This window comes from Pedobacter sp. SG908 (assembly GCF_011759615.1).
GTDB classification, from domain to species: Bacteria; Bacteroidota; Bacteroidia; order Sphingobacteriales; family Sphingobacteriaceae; genus Pedobacter; species Pedobacter riviphilus.
The window spans coordinates 559,827-577,228 of the sequence record NZ_JAAOYY010000003.1 but is presented as its reverse complement, the minus strand read 5'-3'; the positions used below and the strand labels follow the sequence as shown (position 1 = coordinate 577,228).

Genomic DNA, 17,402 nt, shown 5'->3' with positions numbered 1-17,402 from the left:
TTTATCTTTTATTGCCCGATAATCTCAACGTTATCACCGTTCGTTATTGCCAGTTGTTTAGTCTGTTGGTTAAAAGCTACTTTCGGAAGCTCTTTAAGGTGATGAATGATTGATGAATTTTGTAATCCGCTTGGTAGAGTCTCGTCTTGGTCAATCACTTCTCCTGTTACCAGATTTATAATTTTCGGGAAAGCATATATGTCCCAGGCATACTGATCATTAACTGCAAAAAGATTTCCAAACTCAACATTCATTTTAACTGGTTTAGAAATTTGGTTTAAGGTGATGTCCCAAATGGCAATGTGTTTTGGTGGCAGATTTTCCAATAGTTCATCATTAACTGCTTCCTCATCAGAAGAACCCAATAACACTTTGTGATCGTCAATAAAACTTGCGGTAGCGATTTCTACCCCAACGTTTGGATAAATTTCAGATTCATCGAGTAATTTGGGTATTTGAATACATTTCTCAATATCGAATACTTTGATAGCGTCCCAAGGATGCCAAAACCAACCCTTACTCATCAGGTATTTGCCGTTAGGGCTTATTTCGAGCCGGGAATGAAAAAAGTCAGCGGGATTTCGTCCCTCACTATTGGTAATGATTTGTCCGGTTTCAACCTCTTCAAAATCAAGCCTGCAATATTCGATTGGACAATGAATTAAAAATGTTTTATTGTTTAAGGTTACGAATGCTGCAGGGTATTCATAAACATCTGCGCAATAATAGGAGCGGTTTATCTCTCTTAAAAGTGCTCCATTTTTAAGTAGGAGTCCCTTTGTGCCAAGTTTTTGATAAATAAACGCATATTGTCCGTCGGCCGATGTAATGGCGCTGTCGCCAAAATCAAAACTATTTTCGCCCAATTGATCTGTTTTCCCATCAAGCGTATACTGCATGCCAGCAGAGGCCCAGTCTATAACTGAATTGTTAAACCAACAAATGGTTATTAAATGATTGATTGGTATAGTTTGTCGTTTCATTATGACCTTTTGGTGTTTTCGGAATTAATCGGCGCAGGTTTAGATTGACAGTAAGATAATGTTGCGGTAAGGTTAAAAATGATGAGGAGCGTTAGCGATGATTTCACGATTTACTGGGGCTTACGAAAGATTAACTAATGTCTGTCGATTTAAGTAATTTTCAAAGATAGATTTATGAGGATTGATTGGGCTCTACTGCTATTGAATTTTTAATCTGCCTGTTTTGAAAATTTTTAATACGGTTTTTTGTTGCGCTGTCGTCAGGTTACTGGTAAACATTGATAGTGCTACATTACCATCTGTTTTTGCTAGGTAAATTCCAGTAATTCCATTTTTCGTGTCTCTGGAGAATACTATCTTTCTATATACATTTTGGATGGTATCAACGCTAAAATTTTGGTTTTTGATATCATCTGGAATCGATATCGGGTATTCAAATTTGCTGTTTTCGTATACACATTCGGCAACAAAATCATATTTTTTATTTTTTGAATTATCTTTCGCCGTTGCGGGTCGGATATTGATAATTTCGACATTTGGCATATTTCTGTCATCATAATTTACGCCATCTTTCATAAATTGAAATGCAATGAGACCTCGCCAATCTCCATCTTTTAAATATTCATCAACGGTTTGTTCAAAGTCATTTGAGTAAAACCCAAAATCAAATTCAAAGGTTATATCATTTCCTTTAATTCTCCCAACATAAGAGTCAATCCCTTGCTCTTTAATTAATCTAAAGTTCTGAGGAAAGTCAAAAAGGTAGTCGCCAACTTCAATTGTTTTCCATTTGACTTCAGACTTCTTGTCGATGTATTTACAATTAAAGAAGAGGAATAATATCGAAATGCGTAGCATTATTTTCATTTGTCAATAGATCACATGCAGGATAGATAATGATACCTACTATTTTTTAAGCTTTTTTGGTCACTGGTTAATTAAAATTGGATTGGTAATTCGAAATCAATTGTTTTTGCCCCATTTTCAATTTCCCTACCCTTTAGACTCATATAAGTTTTTCCAGTCTTTTCGAGTTTACCTATTGTGAATTTATATTGTCTCATTTTTAAACTATTTAAATCTTTCATTGCATTGGCATCTAAATCCTTTGGTTCTTCTAAAACCCAGCTATAGCCCATCCACTTGCTTTTTAGTGCATTTTTATCAGATGTTATATTTAGCTTATCGGCAAAAGGAATTTTTATCTTCCCAAATGATACCATATTACTTTTAAGGTCAATAGTCAGCGAATCTAGCTTTGAAAGCTTGTTCTGAGATTTAAAATAAATTACATCATTTTTGATTTGAATAGAGATGTTTTCTGTGCCAGTAGAAACCATTTCTATATTGTCCATAAAACCCATAAGTTCCATATATTCTTGTTTTGTTAAACCCAACTTAACATGATAAGGTATTTTTTCGCCCTGAGGTACGGCTTTCATATAGTCTACAAACCATTCATAATTTTGTGCTATTGAAGATTGAAGCTTTTTTGTCAACTCCATTTGTCTTGGGTTTTGTTGTACGCCATCTATAATGTCTGCTTTAACCGTTCCTATTGGCAATAGCCTAACAAGATCTTTTTTTATATCACCTGTTAGTTTTTGATCAGAAATGGTTGTTTGTGCTTGCATGCAACCACTAAAAAACACCATGAATAAAATGAAATAAGATGTGTGTCGTTTATAAGAGTTCGTGTGAAAAGAAAGCATGATGGTTAATTTAGTTATCACAAGATAGAAATTTAGTAGGTTTTTTAGGTAATTAGTTTAACAATTACATATAGGAAATTTAAGGCAATCACTATTCAACCTTGCCAAAAGCTACAAACCCTCCTAACTAAACCCGACATCAGCGAAAATCCTTTTTGTTGCCCATTCGATAGGTTCAGGATAACAGTAACAAAAAGATTGTAGCGAATGGCGGGGCTGCGTTGCCCGAAAAGTACAGCACCATTCGTTTCCAAATCCTTTACCATTTCCAGTTAAACCATTAACCATATTGGTTATAACACCCAAATAATGATCGTGTAAGCGGTAAAATGGAAGATATAATATGGAAGATACTCCGGTAATCATCTTACGTCCAATGCAATGGTCATAAAAACACCTTTATATTGTCACGATTGCCCCTCATGCGTGTGGCTCTTCCGTTGTAACTTTATCATCATCAAATCAATAGAAAATAACATGAGAAAGATCAAAATAATGGAGCACATCTCACTTGATGGCGTGATGCAGCACGAAAACAGCGAGGATTTTGCACATGGCGGATGGACAACACCTTACCGGAGTGCAGAAGGTTTAGCCGCAGTACTGGAAGCTCAGGGTACTCACATCGATCTGCTGTTGGGCCGCAAAACCTACGATAGCTGGGCCCAGTATTGGCCAAAAGCAGGCGATAATCCGATGGCAAACAGTTTAAATAATGGCAAAAAATACGTCGCTACCCATAGGCCCAACAGCCTCGAATGGGGGGCGGTTGAAGATTTAGGTACAGACATTGTAACGCGTATTCGCGATCTCAAATCAACAGAAGGCCCTGACCTGATTGTATATGGTAGTTCGACTGTGGTTGCTGTGTTATTGGAGCAGGGACTAGTTGACGAGGTTGTACTAATGGTATACCCGGTATTGCTGGGCACGGGCAAACGTTTCTTTTCGGACACTGCCGATGCACGCGAACTGGCTTTTGTAAGCACGAAAACTACACCAACAGGGGTACAGCTGAACACTTATAGGTATGTTGGAAAATTGGGAGAGGGGTAGTTCTGAGTTTGGAGTCGGAAGTATAGGGTCGGATGTCTGAAGTCCGGGTTTATATTAACGCAAATCGTTATTGCGAACCGAAGGCCAGGGTGACGAGGTAGCGCGAAGCAATCTATTTTGTAGATTAGTCTGAAGTCTACATGTCTAAAAAAAGGACAAGAAGTGATGAGTTTGGAATTGAAAGGTTTTTTGGAGCGCAAGGGCAGTGATCCTTGGGCAGGCTTCGGTCCTGCTGTCCGTTGCACTCCCATCAGGGCTATTTAACCATGGGTTGTACCTCGAGAACAGATAAAATGAGAAGCTAAATCTTGATAGCTATTTCCCCTTAAACAAAATCAACCGGAAATCTTGATTATTCCCGGTTGATTAAGTGATTTCTAACCTTTAGGTTCCGAAATATGAGCATTATTTGATATGGGCAAATTAATCTTTCACTAACCTTACCGCGGCGCCTGTGGTTTTACTATAGTCGGTTACACGCGGTTCGCTGTATTTGTTAAAGTCAAGGTAATAGGCAAAGCTGTCGCCGCTTGATTTGGTCGTGCTCGACCACCAATAGCTTAACCATACGCCATATTTGAATGATTGGCCACCGCCATATTCATCACCACCTGCACTGCCATTCGTCAATAAATTGAGACCTGATGAGTTATCGCCATTGCCATGCGCAAATTTGTACGAATCTTTGATGTCCCAACCGGTAGTTCCACGCATTTTTTTACCGGCTACTTTTTCACCACCTAAAGCCGCAATAAGTATTAAAAATTCATTGCTGCTAGGTACATGCCAACCAGCTGGCGCTAATCCACGACGATCTGTAACTGCATAAAAGTTATAAAGCTTTCCGTATTTCTTTTCATTACTGCTATCGAAATTAAGGTAACAATAAGCCGGAATCTTTTCTCTGCTTACTTTTTCCCATTCTTTTTGGTTAGCTGCGTAATAAATCTGCTCGCCGTTTCTATAGGTACTTACATTTAAATTGGTACTTGTCCACACCTGGTTGCCAATTTTTACCGGACCTGTAATTTCAGGTGAGGCGTTGTATATTTCTTTTAACTGCGCCGCTTGTGCTGCATTACAGCTCCAAACAAAGTTGGTAGGTTGTATGCCGCCGCTTCTTTTTAAACACTCTTTGGTAGCTATTGCATCGGCTTCTTCTTTGGTTTTTGCTATGCCCCAGCCAAATGCGGTGCCTACATTGCCATTTATGGTGCGGTAGGCTGCACAACCTGTGCCCGAATAGGTGAGTACAATGCTACAAGATCCGCCACGTTTATTGCATTCGTCAACCGCTCTTTTCTCGGCTTCTGCCAGGTTTGGCTGATCGAATGAAAAACCATAATAAAAACCATTAGATCGGTCTATAGCTAAAGCGCCGTATTTGGTTTTAACCGGAACCGCCGCTTTGGCTGGCGATTTTTTTACCTGCGCCATCACAGTAGATGCCGTTGCCAATAGCACAAGCACTGGTGCCATTAGTAGGAGTTTGTTTATTTTCATACTTTAATTGTTTGTTTGTTATTGCCAAATCTCCCAATCATATATGAAATAAACAATACCCCTTAATGGGTATATTTATGAGGGTAGTGAGAAGTTAGGAGACAGAGGTTCGAAGTTTGGATTTATAAGGCAAAACGGTACGTCATTGCGAACGGAAGGTCAGGGGTTATGAGGTGGGGTGAAGCAATCTATTTGATGATTTCAACTGCCTTATATTCACATCATAGATTAATTACGGTTTTTATTTAACCTATCCCAAAAGCTGTTGTTGTCTGATTTACTAAAAAGACCTTCTGTGAGATATATTTCCAGAAATTTTAGAATTGAAGTCGTCTGAGCCGTCATTTCCCGAGATCCATGATCGTCGTTTATAACTTCATATTGACCTCCTTCCTTGAGCTGGATTAACCATTGGTCGCTATTGATCATATATTCGGCAAAATGGAAAATATTGTTTGCTAATTCACTTTTATAATCAATTGCCTCATGTACTGGAATTACCCTGAATAACCAATCATCGGTGTTAAATCCATTACAAAATGTATAGAATTCAATAAGGTCTGGCGGAAGGGGATAACTAAGCTTTAACTCCAGGTCTGCAAGGTCTTCATCGCTACATGGAGCATTAAAGGTAATGCCTAGTTCGTTCACTTCATCTTTCTTACTTTCAAAAAAATGTTTGAACTTATTCCTGCTTGTATCGATGCTAGGTTTTGTACTCAAATCGTTCCCCTCATAATCAAATTTATAAGCCCTGTTCTCAAAGTCTTTGGCCATAATAAAATGCTCAGTGAGTTCAAAAGACTGTTCATCCGTAAGGGTTACAAAGATATCAGCACCACCTTGTTGCCAAAGTATTTTACCGTCCCTGTCAAGTCGTGATATTTCCAGCTCACCATGAATAATATAGTCGTCCTGGTATTTATAAATTTCAAAGCAAGTGGCTAGGTCAGCTTGCGTACGCCACAATAAGGCCAAATCAGGAATTGATAAACAGAAGATGGTGTCAGAACAACAGATTAATAGTCTGTCATCTTCCATTATTGTTGAGGTTTCGTGAATTGATGTTCCACCACCGATAGCGCCTATAACCGCACTTTTGATTAATACGTTATCTTGAAAAATTTTTATTCCATAAATTGATGTAGACCGATATTTAGATTTTTCAAAATAAACAAAATCATAACGGTTAACATGATCAACCGACCCCTCTGTATATGCCTCATCATCGAAAATGTTAATGTGATATTTATTGATTGTATAGTTTATCATGTGGTTTTATCAAATCTTAGATTCGGATGCACGAGATTACGAGACTGTAGCATACATTCAATTTTGTGTTATTATGCATGGTGTTGCGCGCTCATTATTTGGTCAACAATCTCTACCGCTTTCTTATAGGTAATGCCATTTTCCTGATCAAATGTCAAAAGGTGTCCTTCTTCAATTAATTTAATTTCAGGGATTAAGCCAACTTGCTGTTCTATAGCGACAGTCTTTATATTTAATGTATCACCATAAGTTGGAACAATCGTTTGTAGCCATCCAAAGTATGGTTCCTGGCTAACTCTGTCAGGAACCTCCCATAGTTCCATTCTTCTATTGAAGTTTTCGGGGCTTATAGATGCCCATACATTGAAAATTAAATTTTCACTATGGTCAATTATTGGAATTGTTATACGACCGCGGTGAAAGAAATGTTGTTTATCGACAACACACCAACTTTCGTTAATTTCGATTCGTTCTGCGATTTCATTTGGTGGAACAGAGAAATAATAATCGGGATAATCGGAACCAAAACATAAAGGCAATTCATGATATACCTGACCACAGCAAGAACAGGTATAGGTATGTTTGTTTTTTGGCTTGTTGAAAAACGAGAATAATTTCAAAATGGGTATTTGTTAATTGAGTAGCCACAAGGTAAAGATTTAAGCATAAAATAAAAAGTCCGGCATTTTATTGCTTTAATGAAAGCACAAGTCCGGCTTTGCTTAAGTCAGGCGCGCTAAGACTTGTGCTAGAAAGAAGGAGTCGCTAGTGGTTGTATTGTTTTAAGTCAATTTTGATCGTTTTATACTTTAGGTTCACCCCCTTAATATACTTTTCTGTAAAATATTTAATAGTAAGGATTTGCCCGTCAATAGTAGGATTGTCAAAAATGTATTCTGGGAACATGTAATTGTTATTTTTCATTCCCTTTTCGATTTCTCCTTTTTTGATTTTAATCCTGAACGATTTTTGAGTGTCGACATTATAGAGTGTTAGAGAATTAAAATCGAATTTTGGAATATGACTTCTGTTGGTAACAGAAATCACAAAAGGTATTTGACTATTGTCTGAAACGTAGATAGCTGTTCCAATTTTTTTTATTAGTTTACCTGAAGCTTTGCTGTATAAATAGTAATCGTCTGGATCACAGCAACCAGAAATGACCCTGTTTGTATATAGGAATGTAGTTCTAAATTCTTGAAAACTTGTATGGCCAAGCCGATTAGTTAATTGTATTAATCCATCACCTAATGTAAAGATTGTTTTTTTCTCTCGATTTCTATTCTCAAAGGTTATCCACGAAGAGTCGCAGTTATAATTCCAGTATAGTTTTGCCCCATTATCTAAAGAAATTGGTTCACAAGAAATAATTTGGGCTAACAGTGTATCCTTTGTGCAATCACAGTTTTTACTTGGATTGTTTTGAGCTGTACTCAGTTTAGTGGGGTGTTTATTAGTACAGGCCGCAACAATTAAAAGTGAAGCCAGAATATTTAGATAGCGTTTCATTGGAGTTAACATCGAAACATTTGGGTAGAATAGCTGGAGTTGTTCTAAAGATAGAGTTTTGGGATTCGATATACTAAAGTAAACCGAATAAAATCAATTTTATTTAGTCAATCGTTTTATATTTTCTCTCCAGGTGTACAGCCCGTCAAACACACCGCCGGTTAAAAATGCCTCTAAAAATTCAGGGAATGAATTTGTTAAGGTGATTACATTTTCCACCTTGTTATAAATGTGGTAATCATTTCTGTTAACCGGGTTTATATTAATTGTCCACATATCACAGTAGATTAAATATTCTGCAAAATGGAAATCATTTTGTTCTACGGCATAAGTATCTGGCTGTGCTATATTGTCAATAATTTCTTCTAAAGGAATGATCCTAAACATATCTTCCTCTGATTCGAAACCATTGCAAAAGCGATAAAATTCCGTAATGTCTTCTGGTAATTTAACGCCCATAATGTTCTCAAAATCCGATATTTCTGTTGAGGAAGCCGGCGCATAAAGCGTAATCCCAAGGTCTTCCTTCTCAGCCTTTATTCTGGCTATAATGTCTGTTATTTTTGGATGCATGTGTATATGTAAATAACTAATATAATTTTAATTTCTATAGCCTATTTTCTTTTGTTCTTCGCACGCGGCACACCTGCGCTAGCAATGGTTGCAAAATGTATAGAATTCAATAAGGTCTGGCGGAAGGGGATAACTAAGCTTTAGCTCCAGGTCTACAAGGTCTTCATCGCTACAGGGAGCATTAAAGGTAATGCCTAGTTTCTTTACTTCGCGTTTGTGATCTTTGAAAAGTTGTTTGAATTTGTTCATGTCTGCTGAATAACCGTTATTTAGTGCCAGTTATGGCCACAATGTCGGCATTGCCTGGCATAAGGTGTCCTTGCAAGTTTATTACACTTTGAGCAATTGTTAAGAAATACCTTTTCAGAATTTTCCGTCATTATTCGTCTGGCGATGTTCACCTCAAATTCATCATAGCCGTCTTTTAGAAAGTTAAGTATTTCGGGTTCCGTTCTAATCCAACCCCTATTAGTCAAAATTCTTCTCATCTTAGGATCATCAGAAGTTTTATAGGTATGCATATGGTGTTTCAGTGCTAACTTTTCATTGTCAGTCATTAAGTTACTGAAGTAGTTTATAATATAACTTGCTGTCTCTTGGTCCATGTTAAGTTTTGTCGCTGTTGCTACCAATGCTTAAATATAGCAACTGTTATTTTATCAATTTCGTGATTGAGTAAATGAAGAGAATTTTATTTAAGTTAAGGGCAATGGCGTATACTAATGTGCATTTAACGAACCCACTCGTTAAGATTTTTAGTGAGATTAATGTGTTAATTTATTTGAAAGCCATTCAGACAGTTGTTTAGGTTAGGATGCTAAGATTTGCGCTAGATTGGGAAGAATGCGTGCAGGTTATTCTTGTTAAACGTTTGGCGATATTGTTGATATTATTTTACACTCGTCACATTTAAAATCATACCGATTGTTTAGTTGTGTTTTTAGATTCCATTTCTTACTACAACCTGGGCAGGGCCTAGTTAGCTGATCTCCTTTATATTTTTTGTAATGATGTAAATAATAAAAAGTTGGGATTGAAGTCAGTTCTTCAATTTTTCTGCAAATTTCGAGTCCTTGTTTGGATAGTTGGGAGTTAATTTCTTGCATCTGATTTAAAGCCCAACGTTCTCCAACTTCACAATTCATTTGCAAACTGTCGCAAGAAATATAATTTGTTTCCCAACTTAAAATCGGCATATAGCCATGATCGTAATAAATTGGTAATCTATAAAGCGGTACTGATTTGTTACAGGTTGCACAAGTCAATGGAGATTCAATTGTGATATAATTTGTAACAAGAATATAAAAGCTAGGCCTTTTACATTTGCAAGCAGATTTATAGCTGTCATACGACTTGCCGATAGTTTTATACCTCAGTTCAGAATTACAGAGATCTTCAATTTTTTTTGTCTGTCTATTTACATAGAAGTTATTAAATTTCTTGTTAAGAGAATTTTTCTCAAGAGTGAAAGGTAAACAAACGATTTTGTCGTTTTTAATATACTGAGATTCTATTTTTCCTTGTGTCTGCCCATTCGCGCGATAAAATGACATCAATACATTGAACTCATCAATGAGTTCATCTTTATCCAATTTTTTTGTCTTTATATCAATTGATATTTCTTGAGTGTACATGTTTTCTTTGTCTTGATGCTAATAAGTTTCCACATTGGTAGATAAAGTCAATAAATCGTTCTAAATGATTTTGATACTAGCGATCATATTTTGAACCGATGTTAGTTCCCTTTTATTAATCGGCAATGTTTCCTGTTCCTTATCAATTGCGAATGTGCAGATAAATATATCATTCTGTGCTCCGGCAACCCAATAATAGACTACCTGGTGATCTTCCTCTTGTTGAGATTCTTTCTTATAATGTGCACAGTTGTATTCGCCTAAAATAATTTTCTGTGCACCTGTATTTTCCAAAACCTCAGTAGTAATATATTCACTAGCTTTATCCACATTGGAGCCAGTTACATTTGGCCATTGGAAGGCTGTAATCCTAAAATTACCTGTCCAAGATTCCTCTGCCTCATTCCAGAAGGCATACGTAGAATCATCCTCATCATCGTATTCTGCCCAGCCATCAGCTAATCTGAAGCTAAACCAGCCATCCCTAGAAATATAATTATTCATAGTGTTGTTTATCCTATTTTTTAAAAGCCAAATTAAGTAAAAGACGCAACATAACTTAGCTTCCATACGATCTCATTGGTATAAATAACTTTGGTTAATCTTTCTAATATTCCTATCAAATCCTATATTTAATCTATCAGACTCCTTAGCTCAGTTGGTAGAGCAACAGATTCTTAATCTGTGGGTCCAGGGTTCGAGCCCCTGAGGGGTCACTAGCCTCAATAAAACAAAAACGCCCACACCTTTCGGCATAAGCGCTAACGGTTTGTTTTATTTTCTTTAATGTTTTATCTCAGCAGGGGCATTGGTAGTCTTTTTAAAAGGCAATTGTTTTGATGATTGTTAAAATTATGCTGCTGGCCATGCTTTCGTACTTAAATGATCACAAAAAAATGCACACTGTAAAGGGTATATCCCATTTACCAGTGTGCATTAGGTGGTTAAAAAAATTAACCTGCCAATGGTTCTACTCCTGTTGTGGTTGCGCGGCGGTTTTGCAGCAAGGCATAGGTGCCAATGTGCTGGTTAAGCAGGTTTACGGTAGCGGCCCAGGGTTCTGCACCATCGTTAATATCGAGGTTAGAGTTAATCCTTGTGCGCAGTTTATAATATAAGTTGTTGGCAATGTTGCGTAACTCGCGCAGCTTTTCGGTAGGGGCGGCGGCCAGTTCTTCGTTACGTTTAATATAAGCCAGGTTAAATTCGTTATTGGCCGTTTCTAACTCGCTTAACCAGTTACCCAGGTTTAAAGCCGTTACGGCCGCTTGCAGTTCGGGTTTGTTTTTCCAATCGTTAACAATATTGCGCAATATGGTGGTTTCGCTCTGGTAGTTCTCTCTCGCTATGCTGGTGCCAAATAGCACTAAATGGGCATTTAACGTTTTGCCATGCTGGTTTATTACCGGATCGGCACTGTAGGCTAAACTTTGTACCTGCAGGCTAATACCGTTTATGGCATCATCGCGCCGTTTATCTAAAGCCTCTATCTCGGCGGTTACCAAACTGGCCTGGCTAATTTTGAACAGCTTCTCTACATTATCGGTTGCGGTACGCAAGGCATCATACTGTGCACTAACATTAAGTGCCTGCGGATTATTTTTCGATACAATGTTTAAAGTATCGGTTAAGAACTGGATATACTCGCTGTTTCTGAGCGGTTGTAATACGATTGAGTTAATCATAGGTTTTTAATTTAATGGTTGATGTTTTTTTATGTTTTTACTTTGATTTGTTGCTGCACACTGCAGGAGGGTTTCAAAGTAACTTTGATTTGTTGCTGCACATTGCAGGAAGGTTTCAAAGTAACTTTGATTGGTGGCTGCACGCTGCAGGACGGTTTCAAAGTAACTTTAATCTGTCGCTGCACACTGCAGCAAGGTTTCAATGTAATTTGCCCCTTTTAGCCAAAAGAGATAATTTTTAAATGTTTTTGTGCTGTGGTTGCAGCTTTTTGCAGAACGCGGAGGTTCCCTAATCATTCCTGTTATTTTCATAACCTGTTAATTTTATGGGTATAAAACCCGTTAATAAAATGTAGGGATGATTTTTTTAATAACCGTGCAGATAGAAAAAACCTGCTTGGTTAAAAAGGGATACGACTAAGATAACGAAAAGGTTAGTTACAAGCAAGGGGATTTTTGAGAAAGTCCTTAGTCTGGAGTCCTTAGTCTGGAGTCCTTAGTCTGGAGTCGGAAGTCCGGAGTCGGATAACGGAAGCCTGGGTGCTTTAACTCATTCGGATACCGTCATTGCGAACTGAAGCGTTGGGGGAGGCGCAGAATTGAAGCAATCTTTTTTAGCAGAATATTTTGCATCCAAAATTCATTTTTTAAGCAGCTTAATTATAAATTTTTGCTATATTTATACCGCGAACACAGTTGGAGCAATTCAACGAATAATTTTCTTAACAATATCCCAGGCATACCGGTGAAAGTCCGGGAACTCTTCGGCTTGCCGACTGTGTTCGCGGTGACCTGGGCTTTAATTTAATTTTTCAAAAAAATGCGAACACAGAAAAATCAAATTGCCTTAGCTAAACTGGAGTTTAGTTATAGCACACTGAAAAAGCCAGTAAATGTAAACCTGGCTAAAAATTCAATTCAATTTTTAAAACAGCTCCGCGGCAAACCATCATCTGGCAAAGCCTGCGATTGGTATGTGCTGTTTGTAAACCACAACCACGAGGTTTTTTGCTGGCATAAACTAAAGCAACAGGCAAAACCCATTAACTGTATACAGCAACTGGCTGGCTTGGCCCTTGCCTGCAATGCTTATGGCGTACTGGTGTTAAACTATTGCGATGTGAAAAGCATTAAGGTTAACCCACTTGATGAACTTTTTGTAAGCACCTGTTTTAATACCTGCGCTAAGCTAAACATCGAAATTATAGATTATGTAATCTGTAATGCGCAAACGCATTATAGTTTTAGAGATGGGTATAGGGATTAAAAACCTACTGGGCAGTTGAAAGACAGCCCAGTGCATGTAAGTCTGTTTTATAGTTCTTCGTCGGCTAATCGTCATTGCGAACTGAAGGGTATGGGTGGTGAGATGGAGTGAAGCAATCTTTTTGAAAAATTTGGGCACCTAAATTTTAAACAAAGCACAAGTCAGCCCAATGCTCACACAGACGCACTAAGACTTGCGCTAGAAGGGTTGTAATTATTGACTAAAAAGCTAAAACCATGCTTAGAGATAAAAAATTAGGCAATGATATATCAGTTTACACCAAAAATTGCCATAATAACAAATATAGTTCATGAACATAAAATGTCAAGTCTATAATTATTTTTTAGTGCTACGGTTAACCGTAAAAAATAATGGTATTTAATTGAGTTTTTTACAGCTCATTTATTAAATAAATCATTATGGCAAAAGTAGCTGCATTTCATTCGATTAAACAAAATGTTTACCATGACAACAGTAAATGTACAGAAGGTAATAACATTGAAAAAGAGAATTTAAGATCAGGAACTGGTGGTAAACCTAGATGTGCACATTGCGCTAGGCTAAACTAGTTTAAGTAATGATTCTCAATTAATTTATGACTGCCCCTCGTGAAAACGAGGGGCTTTAGTTTTTAAGATAGAATATAGTAAACAAATATTACTACTACAGCTATGCTTGAGTAGATTGATAACAGTGAGAATAAATTGGTATTATTTATAATAGTTCCATACTTCTCTCTTTGTTTCTCATCTGCCGTGGTAATTGAAGCTTGTATTCTTGCTCTGACCATCATTCTATAATCAATCAAAAGTAGAAAACCTGAATTGATAAGAGGTACTATAATACTCCAATTAGGAACATCTTTTCTGATTGCAATTAAAGCAAAATAACCTCCAATTAGTAAACTATTTAAGGAGAATAATTTATCATGGATTCTATCAAAATACTTTTGCGTATCAGATATCCCTGACTCCTCCGTTCTCTCCAATCGTTTATTCATATCATCCAATTCTGTTTCGGTCATGATACCCAATTCTCGGCGTTCTTCATCTGTCATATTTTTTATGAGATATTATATTTTAGAGTTTACAAAAAAATAGTCTTGATCTATTTTTCTAGAAAAGAACTATTTATAAGTATTAGATATATAAATTACATTTTTTGGTGGCTATATAAAAAAAACGAAAGATACGCTGATAAAGAGCTAAAAGAGGACGATTCTATTCTTCCTCCAAATTATAAATCATTAATTGATGAGATGCGTGAGTACTTAGGACATTAGGATAAAAGATTATAGACTTTTTACGAACTCATCGAAATTTTTACTCAAATTTTTATCTGGATTTCCTTTGACATAATTATCGCCATTTGTGGTTATAGCAATAAGAGACAAGTGATAATACATATGCTTAGACAATTCACTTTCTATTAAACTATTTAATGTGCTAATATTATGAGATTCGTAGCTAAAGATAATCGTAGTGGCTACTGGCATAAAAAAATCACTGCATCCAGCCTCAATTAAAGTTTCAGTAATTATTCTCCTGTAAAAATCAGAGTCATTTTGATATTTTTTGCTGTCTTTAGCATCGTATGTTAAACAGTATGATCTCATGTATTTATTTATAAATGACGTTATTAATTGTTTGCGTTAATTGGTTTAAATTATCGCTACAAGATAGATCATAATATTGATTAATCCAATGACCCATCGTCTTCGTAGTGTTCAGCGCAGCGTCACTACGGAGTAACACATAAGATTAAGTTACAAACACGCAATTACTCCTCTAAAACCCAAAGAACAAATCGGTATCTGGTTTTGTATCGCTATTTGCTATGCATGCATTATAAAACTGTTATCTTTGCGGCGTTTATCAATTATCAGCATTCATACACCTATTCATGGGCAAAAACAGCATTGGCTCTACCATTACCTATTTCTTTCTAGGCGAGTACTTTTCTGATGCCCTGCGCACCACCGTTACCGTGGTATTGCCTATCATTTTATTCTTTTACCTGGGCAATCCTGAAGCTGCAAAAGGAATAGGGGTTGGGGCTTTATTGATCAGCCTGACCGACTTACCCGATAACCGCCTGAATAAATTGAAAACTGCGCTGTGGAGTATTATCGTGTTTTTCGCTACCACACTGGTGGTTTCGTCGGTTTTAGATCATATTTATCTCACCGCGGTTGTGGTGGTTATCGCTGCTTTCAGCTTTTCGATGTTTGCCGTATACGGGCAGAAACTCTCGCTAATCGGTACCATGGCCTTAATTGTATGTACCTTCGTAATGGGGCTTCACCCGGTGCGGCCGCTTTATTTTAGCAGTTATATCTTGCTTGGTGGGGTTTGGTATTATGTAATCAGTTTAATCCAGATTTTGCTGCGGCCTTACCGCTCGTTGCACCATGCCATTTTTGAGTGTTTGATGAGCAGCGCAATGTTCTTGAATGCCAAAGCGAAGAATTATGATGTGGATGTTCCGCTCGATCTGCAACAAAAGGAAGCCATAAAACTGCATATTAAGGTAAACCAGAAACACGAGCTGATCCGTAATCTGTTGCTTACTGATAAGTATGCCATGAATCCTGATAACCCCAAAGGCCAGTTGTTATTGGAGCGGGCAAGGTTACTCATCGATTTATATGAGCAGTTGAATGCCGTACATTACGATTACGGCTTGGTAAGAAAAACTTTGGCTACCGGCCCGAGTTTAAAACTGATTGCTTCCTTAATTGAGTTGCTGGCCAAAGAGCTGGAGCAACTGGGCAGGCACGTTCGCTCGGCAAAGGCTTATAAAGGAGAGGTGGCTACCAATATAGAATACTACCAGAAACGTGTAATGCTGTTGCAGGAAATGGAGCGTTTAAACGAAACCCAACGGAGAATTGTGCTGAAGGTGGTTTCGAACATGAACGATATTGTGCGCATTATCGAAATGATAAGGGGCAACGAACGTACGCCAGAGAAACATCTACAAGAACTGAGCGGATCTATTTCATATCCTTTATTTATTACCGGCGATCGCTTTTCGATCAGGGAGCACCTCACCCTAAAATCACCCATCTTCAGGTTTTCGCTGCGGTTGGCCATCTGTTTTCTGTTTGGTTTTTTGCTCATCTGGCAGCTGGAACCCAGCAAATACAGTTACTGGCTTTTTCTTACCCTGGTAATTGTGGCGCGGCCGAAGTTTTCGATTACCTGGAAACGGAATCTACAGCGTTTAAAAGGAAGTTTAGGTGGGGTTGTAATCGGATTGATTATGATCTATTTTGTGAAGAGTCCGGCGGTGCTGCTTTCTTTTTCAGTGATTTTTCTGTTGGGTTTTTATGCCTTTAACCGTTTAAATTATACGGTAAGTGTATTGTTTATTACCCCCGCGGTAATTTTAACACTGGGCAGTTACCAGGGCCATTTCGATCATATTGTACACGATAGGATTATATTTACGGTGCTGGGCTGTGTGATTGCCATTTTTGCCACTTATCTTTTCCCAATTTGGGACAGTCGCCAGTTGAAAGAGAAAATAAGCAAAGCCACAAAAGATAGTTTGCACTATTTGCAGGTGGCGATAGAAAGGAAGGAAAACCTGGGCGAGAATGTTTCGCGCATGGCCAGAAAAAATGCCAACCTGAGTTTATCTGCACTAAGCGAAGCCATTGAGTCGGCCAGCCAGGAGCCGATGCGGAAACACATCGATTTTAATGGTTTGTATGGGGTACAGTCTACCATTTACCAGATTAATGCGATTATAACTTCTATATACCTTTCTGTTAACCATAAACCAGAGCAGGCCGATCCGTTGTTGGTTAAGCAGATTGTAAGTAACCTGAGTAATGAGGATGTGCTAGAAAATGATGATGTGCCTGATGTTGAGGTGGTAGATGTAAATCATGATGACCATTCTACCAAACAGAAACTGGCACATATTGCGGTTTTATCGTTGGATTTTAGCAGGTTTAGTGCTGGTTTCAGGGGGTGAATTTATTGTTTGTTAGTCTAAAGAATAATTTGTTTAATAAAAATCAATCTGAGTGATGCCACACAGCACAGTCTTGCCTCGGCTCACCGCCGCCGAAGGGCTCTTTCTTTTTGGCATCAAAAAGAAACAAAAAATGCCGGCTGAAAATTTTTCTTTTAAAGCCAGTTTTAAGGCTCGGTCAGTGGAATCCGAAAAATTTGTTAGGCCGGATTTAAGTAGAACGG

Annotated in this window: 16 protein-coding genes and 1 tRNA gene; 4 read left to right on the top strand and 13 right to left on the bottom strand. The window is 37.7% G+C overall.

All coding sequences use genetic code 11. The features are described from left to right. Positions 1–8: 8 nt before the first annotated feature. The 3 genes from FHT21_RS23135 to FHT21_RS23125 all read right to left on the bottom strand — a co-directional run bounded on the left by FHT21_RS23135 (position 9) and on the right by FHT21_RS23125 (position 2,617). Positions 9–983: a hypothetical protein gene (locus FHT21_RS23135; RefSeq protein ID WP_167297073.1), complete on the bottom strand. Its 975-nt coding sequence runs from the start codon at positions 981–983 to the stop codon at positions 9–11. Positions 984–1,181: 198 nt separating this feature from the next. Beyond that, a complete protein-coding gene (locus FHT21_RS23130) occupies positions 1,182–1,841 on the bottom strand; it encodes a hypothetical protein (protein ID WP_167297072.1) in 660 nt (219 codons plus the stop codon). A gap of 80 nt (positions 1,842–1,921) precedes the next feature. Continuing rightward, complete coding sequence (locus tag FHT21_RS23125) at positions 1,922–2,617, bottom strand: hypothetical protein (protein ID WP_167297071.1); 696 nt, start codon at positions 2,615–2,617, stop codon at positions 1,922–1,924. A gap of 555 nt (positions 2,618–3,172) precedes the next feature. On the opposite strand from FHT21_RS23125, the gene FHT21_RS23120 reads away from it, so the two are divergent. Further along, the gene (locus FHT21_RS23120; RefSeq protein ID WP_167297070.1) at positions 3,173–3,751 is read left to right on the top strand and encodes a dihydrofolate reductase family protein; all 579 of its coding nucleotides are present in this window, start codon (positions 3,173–3,175) and stop codon (positions 3,749–3,751) included. Between the two features lie 423 nt (positions 3,752–4,174). Here FHT21_RS23120 and FHT21_RS23115 read toward each other — a convergent pair whose 3' ends face one another. From FHT21_RS23115 to FHT21_RS23080, 7 genes are all read right to left on the bottom strand, one after another. Continuing rightward, positions 4,175–5,254 (bottom strand): FISUMP domain-containing protein, encoded by a 1,080-nt coding sequence (locus FHT21_RS23115; RefSeq protein ID WP_167297069.1) that lies wholly within the window; start codon positions 5,252–5,254, stop codon positions 4,175–4,177. Positions 5,255–5,482: 228 nt separating this feature from the next. Next, a complete protein-coding gene (locus tag FHT21_RS23110; RefSeq protein ID WP_167297068.1) occupies positions 5,483–6,526 on the bottom strand; it encodes an SMI1/KNR4 family protein in 1,044 nt (347 codons plus the stop codon). A gap of 71 nt (positions 6,527–6,597) precedes the next feature. After that, on the bottom strand, positions 6,598–7,146 hold the full coding sequence (locus tag FHT21_RS23105) for a DUF2199 domain-containing protein (RefSeq protein ID WP_167297067.1): 549 nt from the start codon (positions 7,144–7,146) through the stop codon (positions 6,598–6,600). A 145-nt stretch (positions 7,147–7,291) separates the two neighbouring features. Beyond that, positions 7,292–8,035, bottom strand: a complete 744-nt coding sequence (locus FHT21_RS23100; RefSeq protein ID WP_167297066.1) for a hypothetical protein — start codon at positions 8,033–8,035, stop codon at positions 7,292–7,294. A gap of 99 nt (positions 8,036–8,134) precedes the next feature. Beyond that, positions 8,135–8,608, bottom strand: coding sequence for an SMI1/KNR4 family protein (locus FHT21_RS23095; protein WP_167297065.1), 474 nt, complete (start codon positions 8,606–8,608; stop codon positions 8,135–8,137). An 863-nt stretch (positions 8,609–9,471) separates the two neighbouring features. Beyond that, entirely contained in the window at positions 9,472–10,242 is a 771-nt protein-coding gene (locus FHT21_RS23085) for a Zn-ribbon-containing protein (protein ID WP_167297063.1), read from the bottom strand. 60 nt (positions 10,243–10,302) lie between these two features. Continuing rightward, a complete protein-coding gene (locus FHT21_RS23080; protein WP_167297062.1) occupies positions 10,303–10,746 on the bottom strand; it encodes a DUF3805 domain-containing protein in 444 nt (147 codons plus the stop codon). A gap of 139 nt (positions 10,747–10,885) precedes the next feature. On the opposite strand from FHT21_RS23080, the gene FHT21_RS23075 reads away from it, so the two are divergent. Further along, positions 10,886–10,958 (top strand) — tRNA-Lys (locus FHT21_RS23075). A 237-nt stretch (positions 10,959–11,195) separates the two neighbouring features. Here the strand turns inward: FHT21_RS23075 and FHT21_RS23070 are convergent. Next, positions 11,196–11,927 carry a DUF6261 family protein gene (locus FHT21_RS23070; RefSeq protein WP_167297061.1) on the bottom strand — a complete coding sequence of 244 codons (732 nt, stop codon included), beginning with the start codon at positions 11,925–11,927 and terminating at the stop codon, positions 11,196–11,198. Between the two features lie 820 nt (positions 11,928–12,747). Between FHT21_RS23070 and FHT21_RS23065 the strand changes: the two genes are divergently transcribed. After that, a complete protein-coding gene (locus FHT21_RS23065) occupies positions 12,748–13,194 on the top strand; it encodes a hypothetical protein (RefSeq protein WP_167297060.1) in 447 nt (148 codons plus the stop codon). Between the two features lie 631 nt (positions 13,195–13,825). Here the strand turns inward: FHT21_RS23065 and FHT21_RS23060 are convergent. Together FHT21_RS23060 and FHT21_RS23055 are read right to left on the bottom strand one after the other, a co-directional pair. Next, on the bottom strand, positions 13,826–14,251 hold the full coding sequence (locus FHT21_RS23060) for a hypothetical protein (RefSeq protein ID WP_167297059.1): 426 nt from the start codon (positions 14,249–14,251) through the stop codon (positions 13,826–13,828). Between the two features lie 234 nt (positions 14,252–14,485). Next, the gene (locus tag FHT21_RS23055) at positions 14,486–14,809 is read right to left on the bottom strand and encodes a hypothetical protein (protein ID WP_167297058.1); all 324 of its coding nucleotides are present in this window, start codon (positions 14,807–14,809) and stop codon (positions 14,486–14,488) included. A gap of 287 nt (positions 14,810–15,096) precedes the next feature. Here FHT21_RS23055 and FHT21_RS23050 point away from each other — a divergent pair, with 287 nt between their 5' ends. Further along, the gene (locus FHT21_RS23050) at positions 15,097–17,178 is read left to right on the top strand and encodes an FUSC family membrane protein (RefSeq protein WP_167297057.1); all 2,082 of its coding nucleotides are present in this window, start codon (positions 15,097–15,099) and stop codon (positions 17,176–17,178) included. The last annotated feature ends 224 nt before the right edge of the window (positions 17,179–17,402 follow it).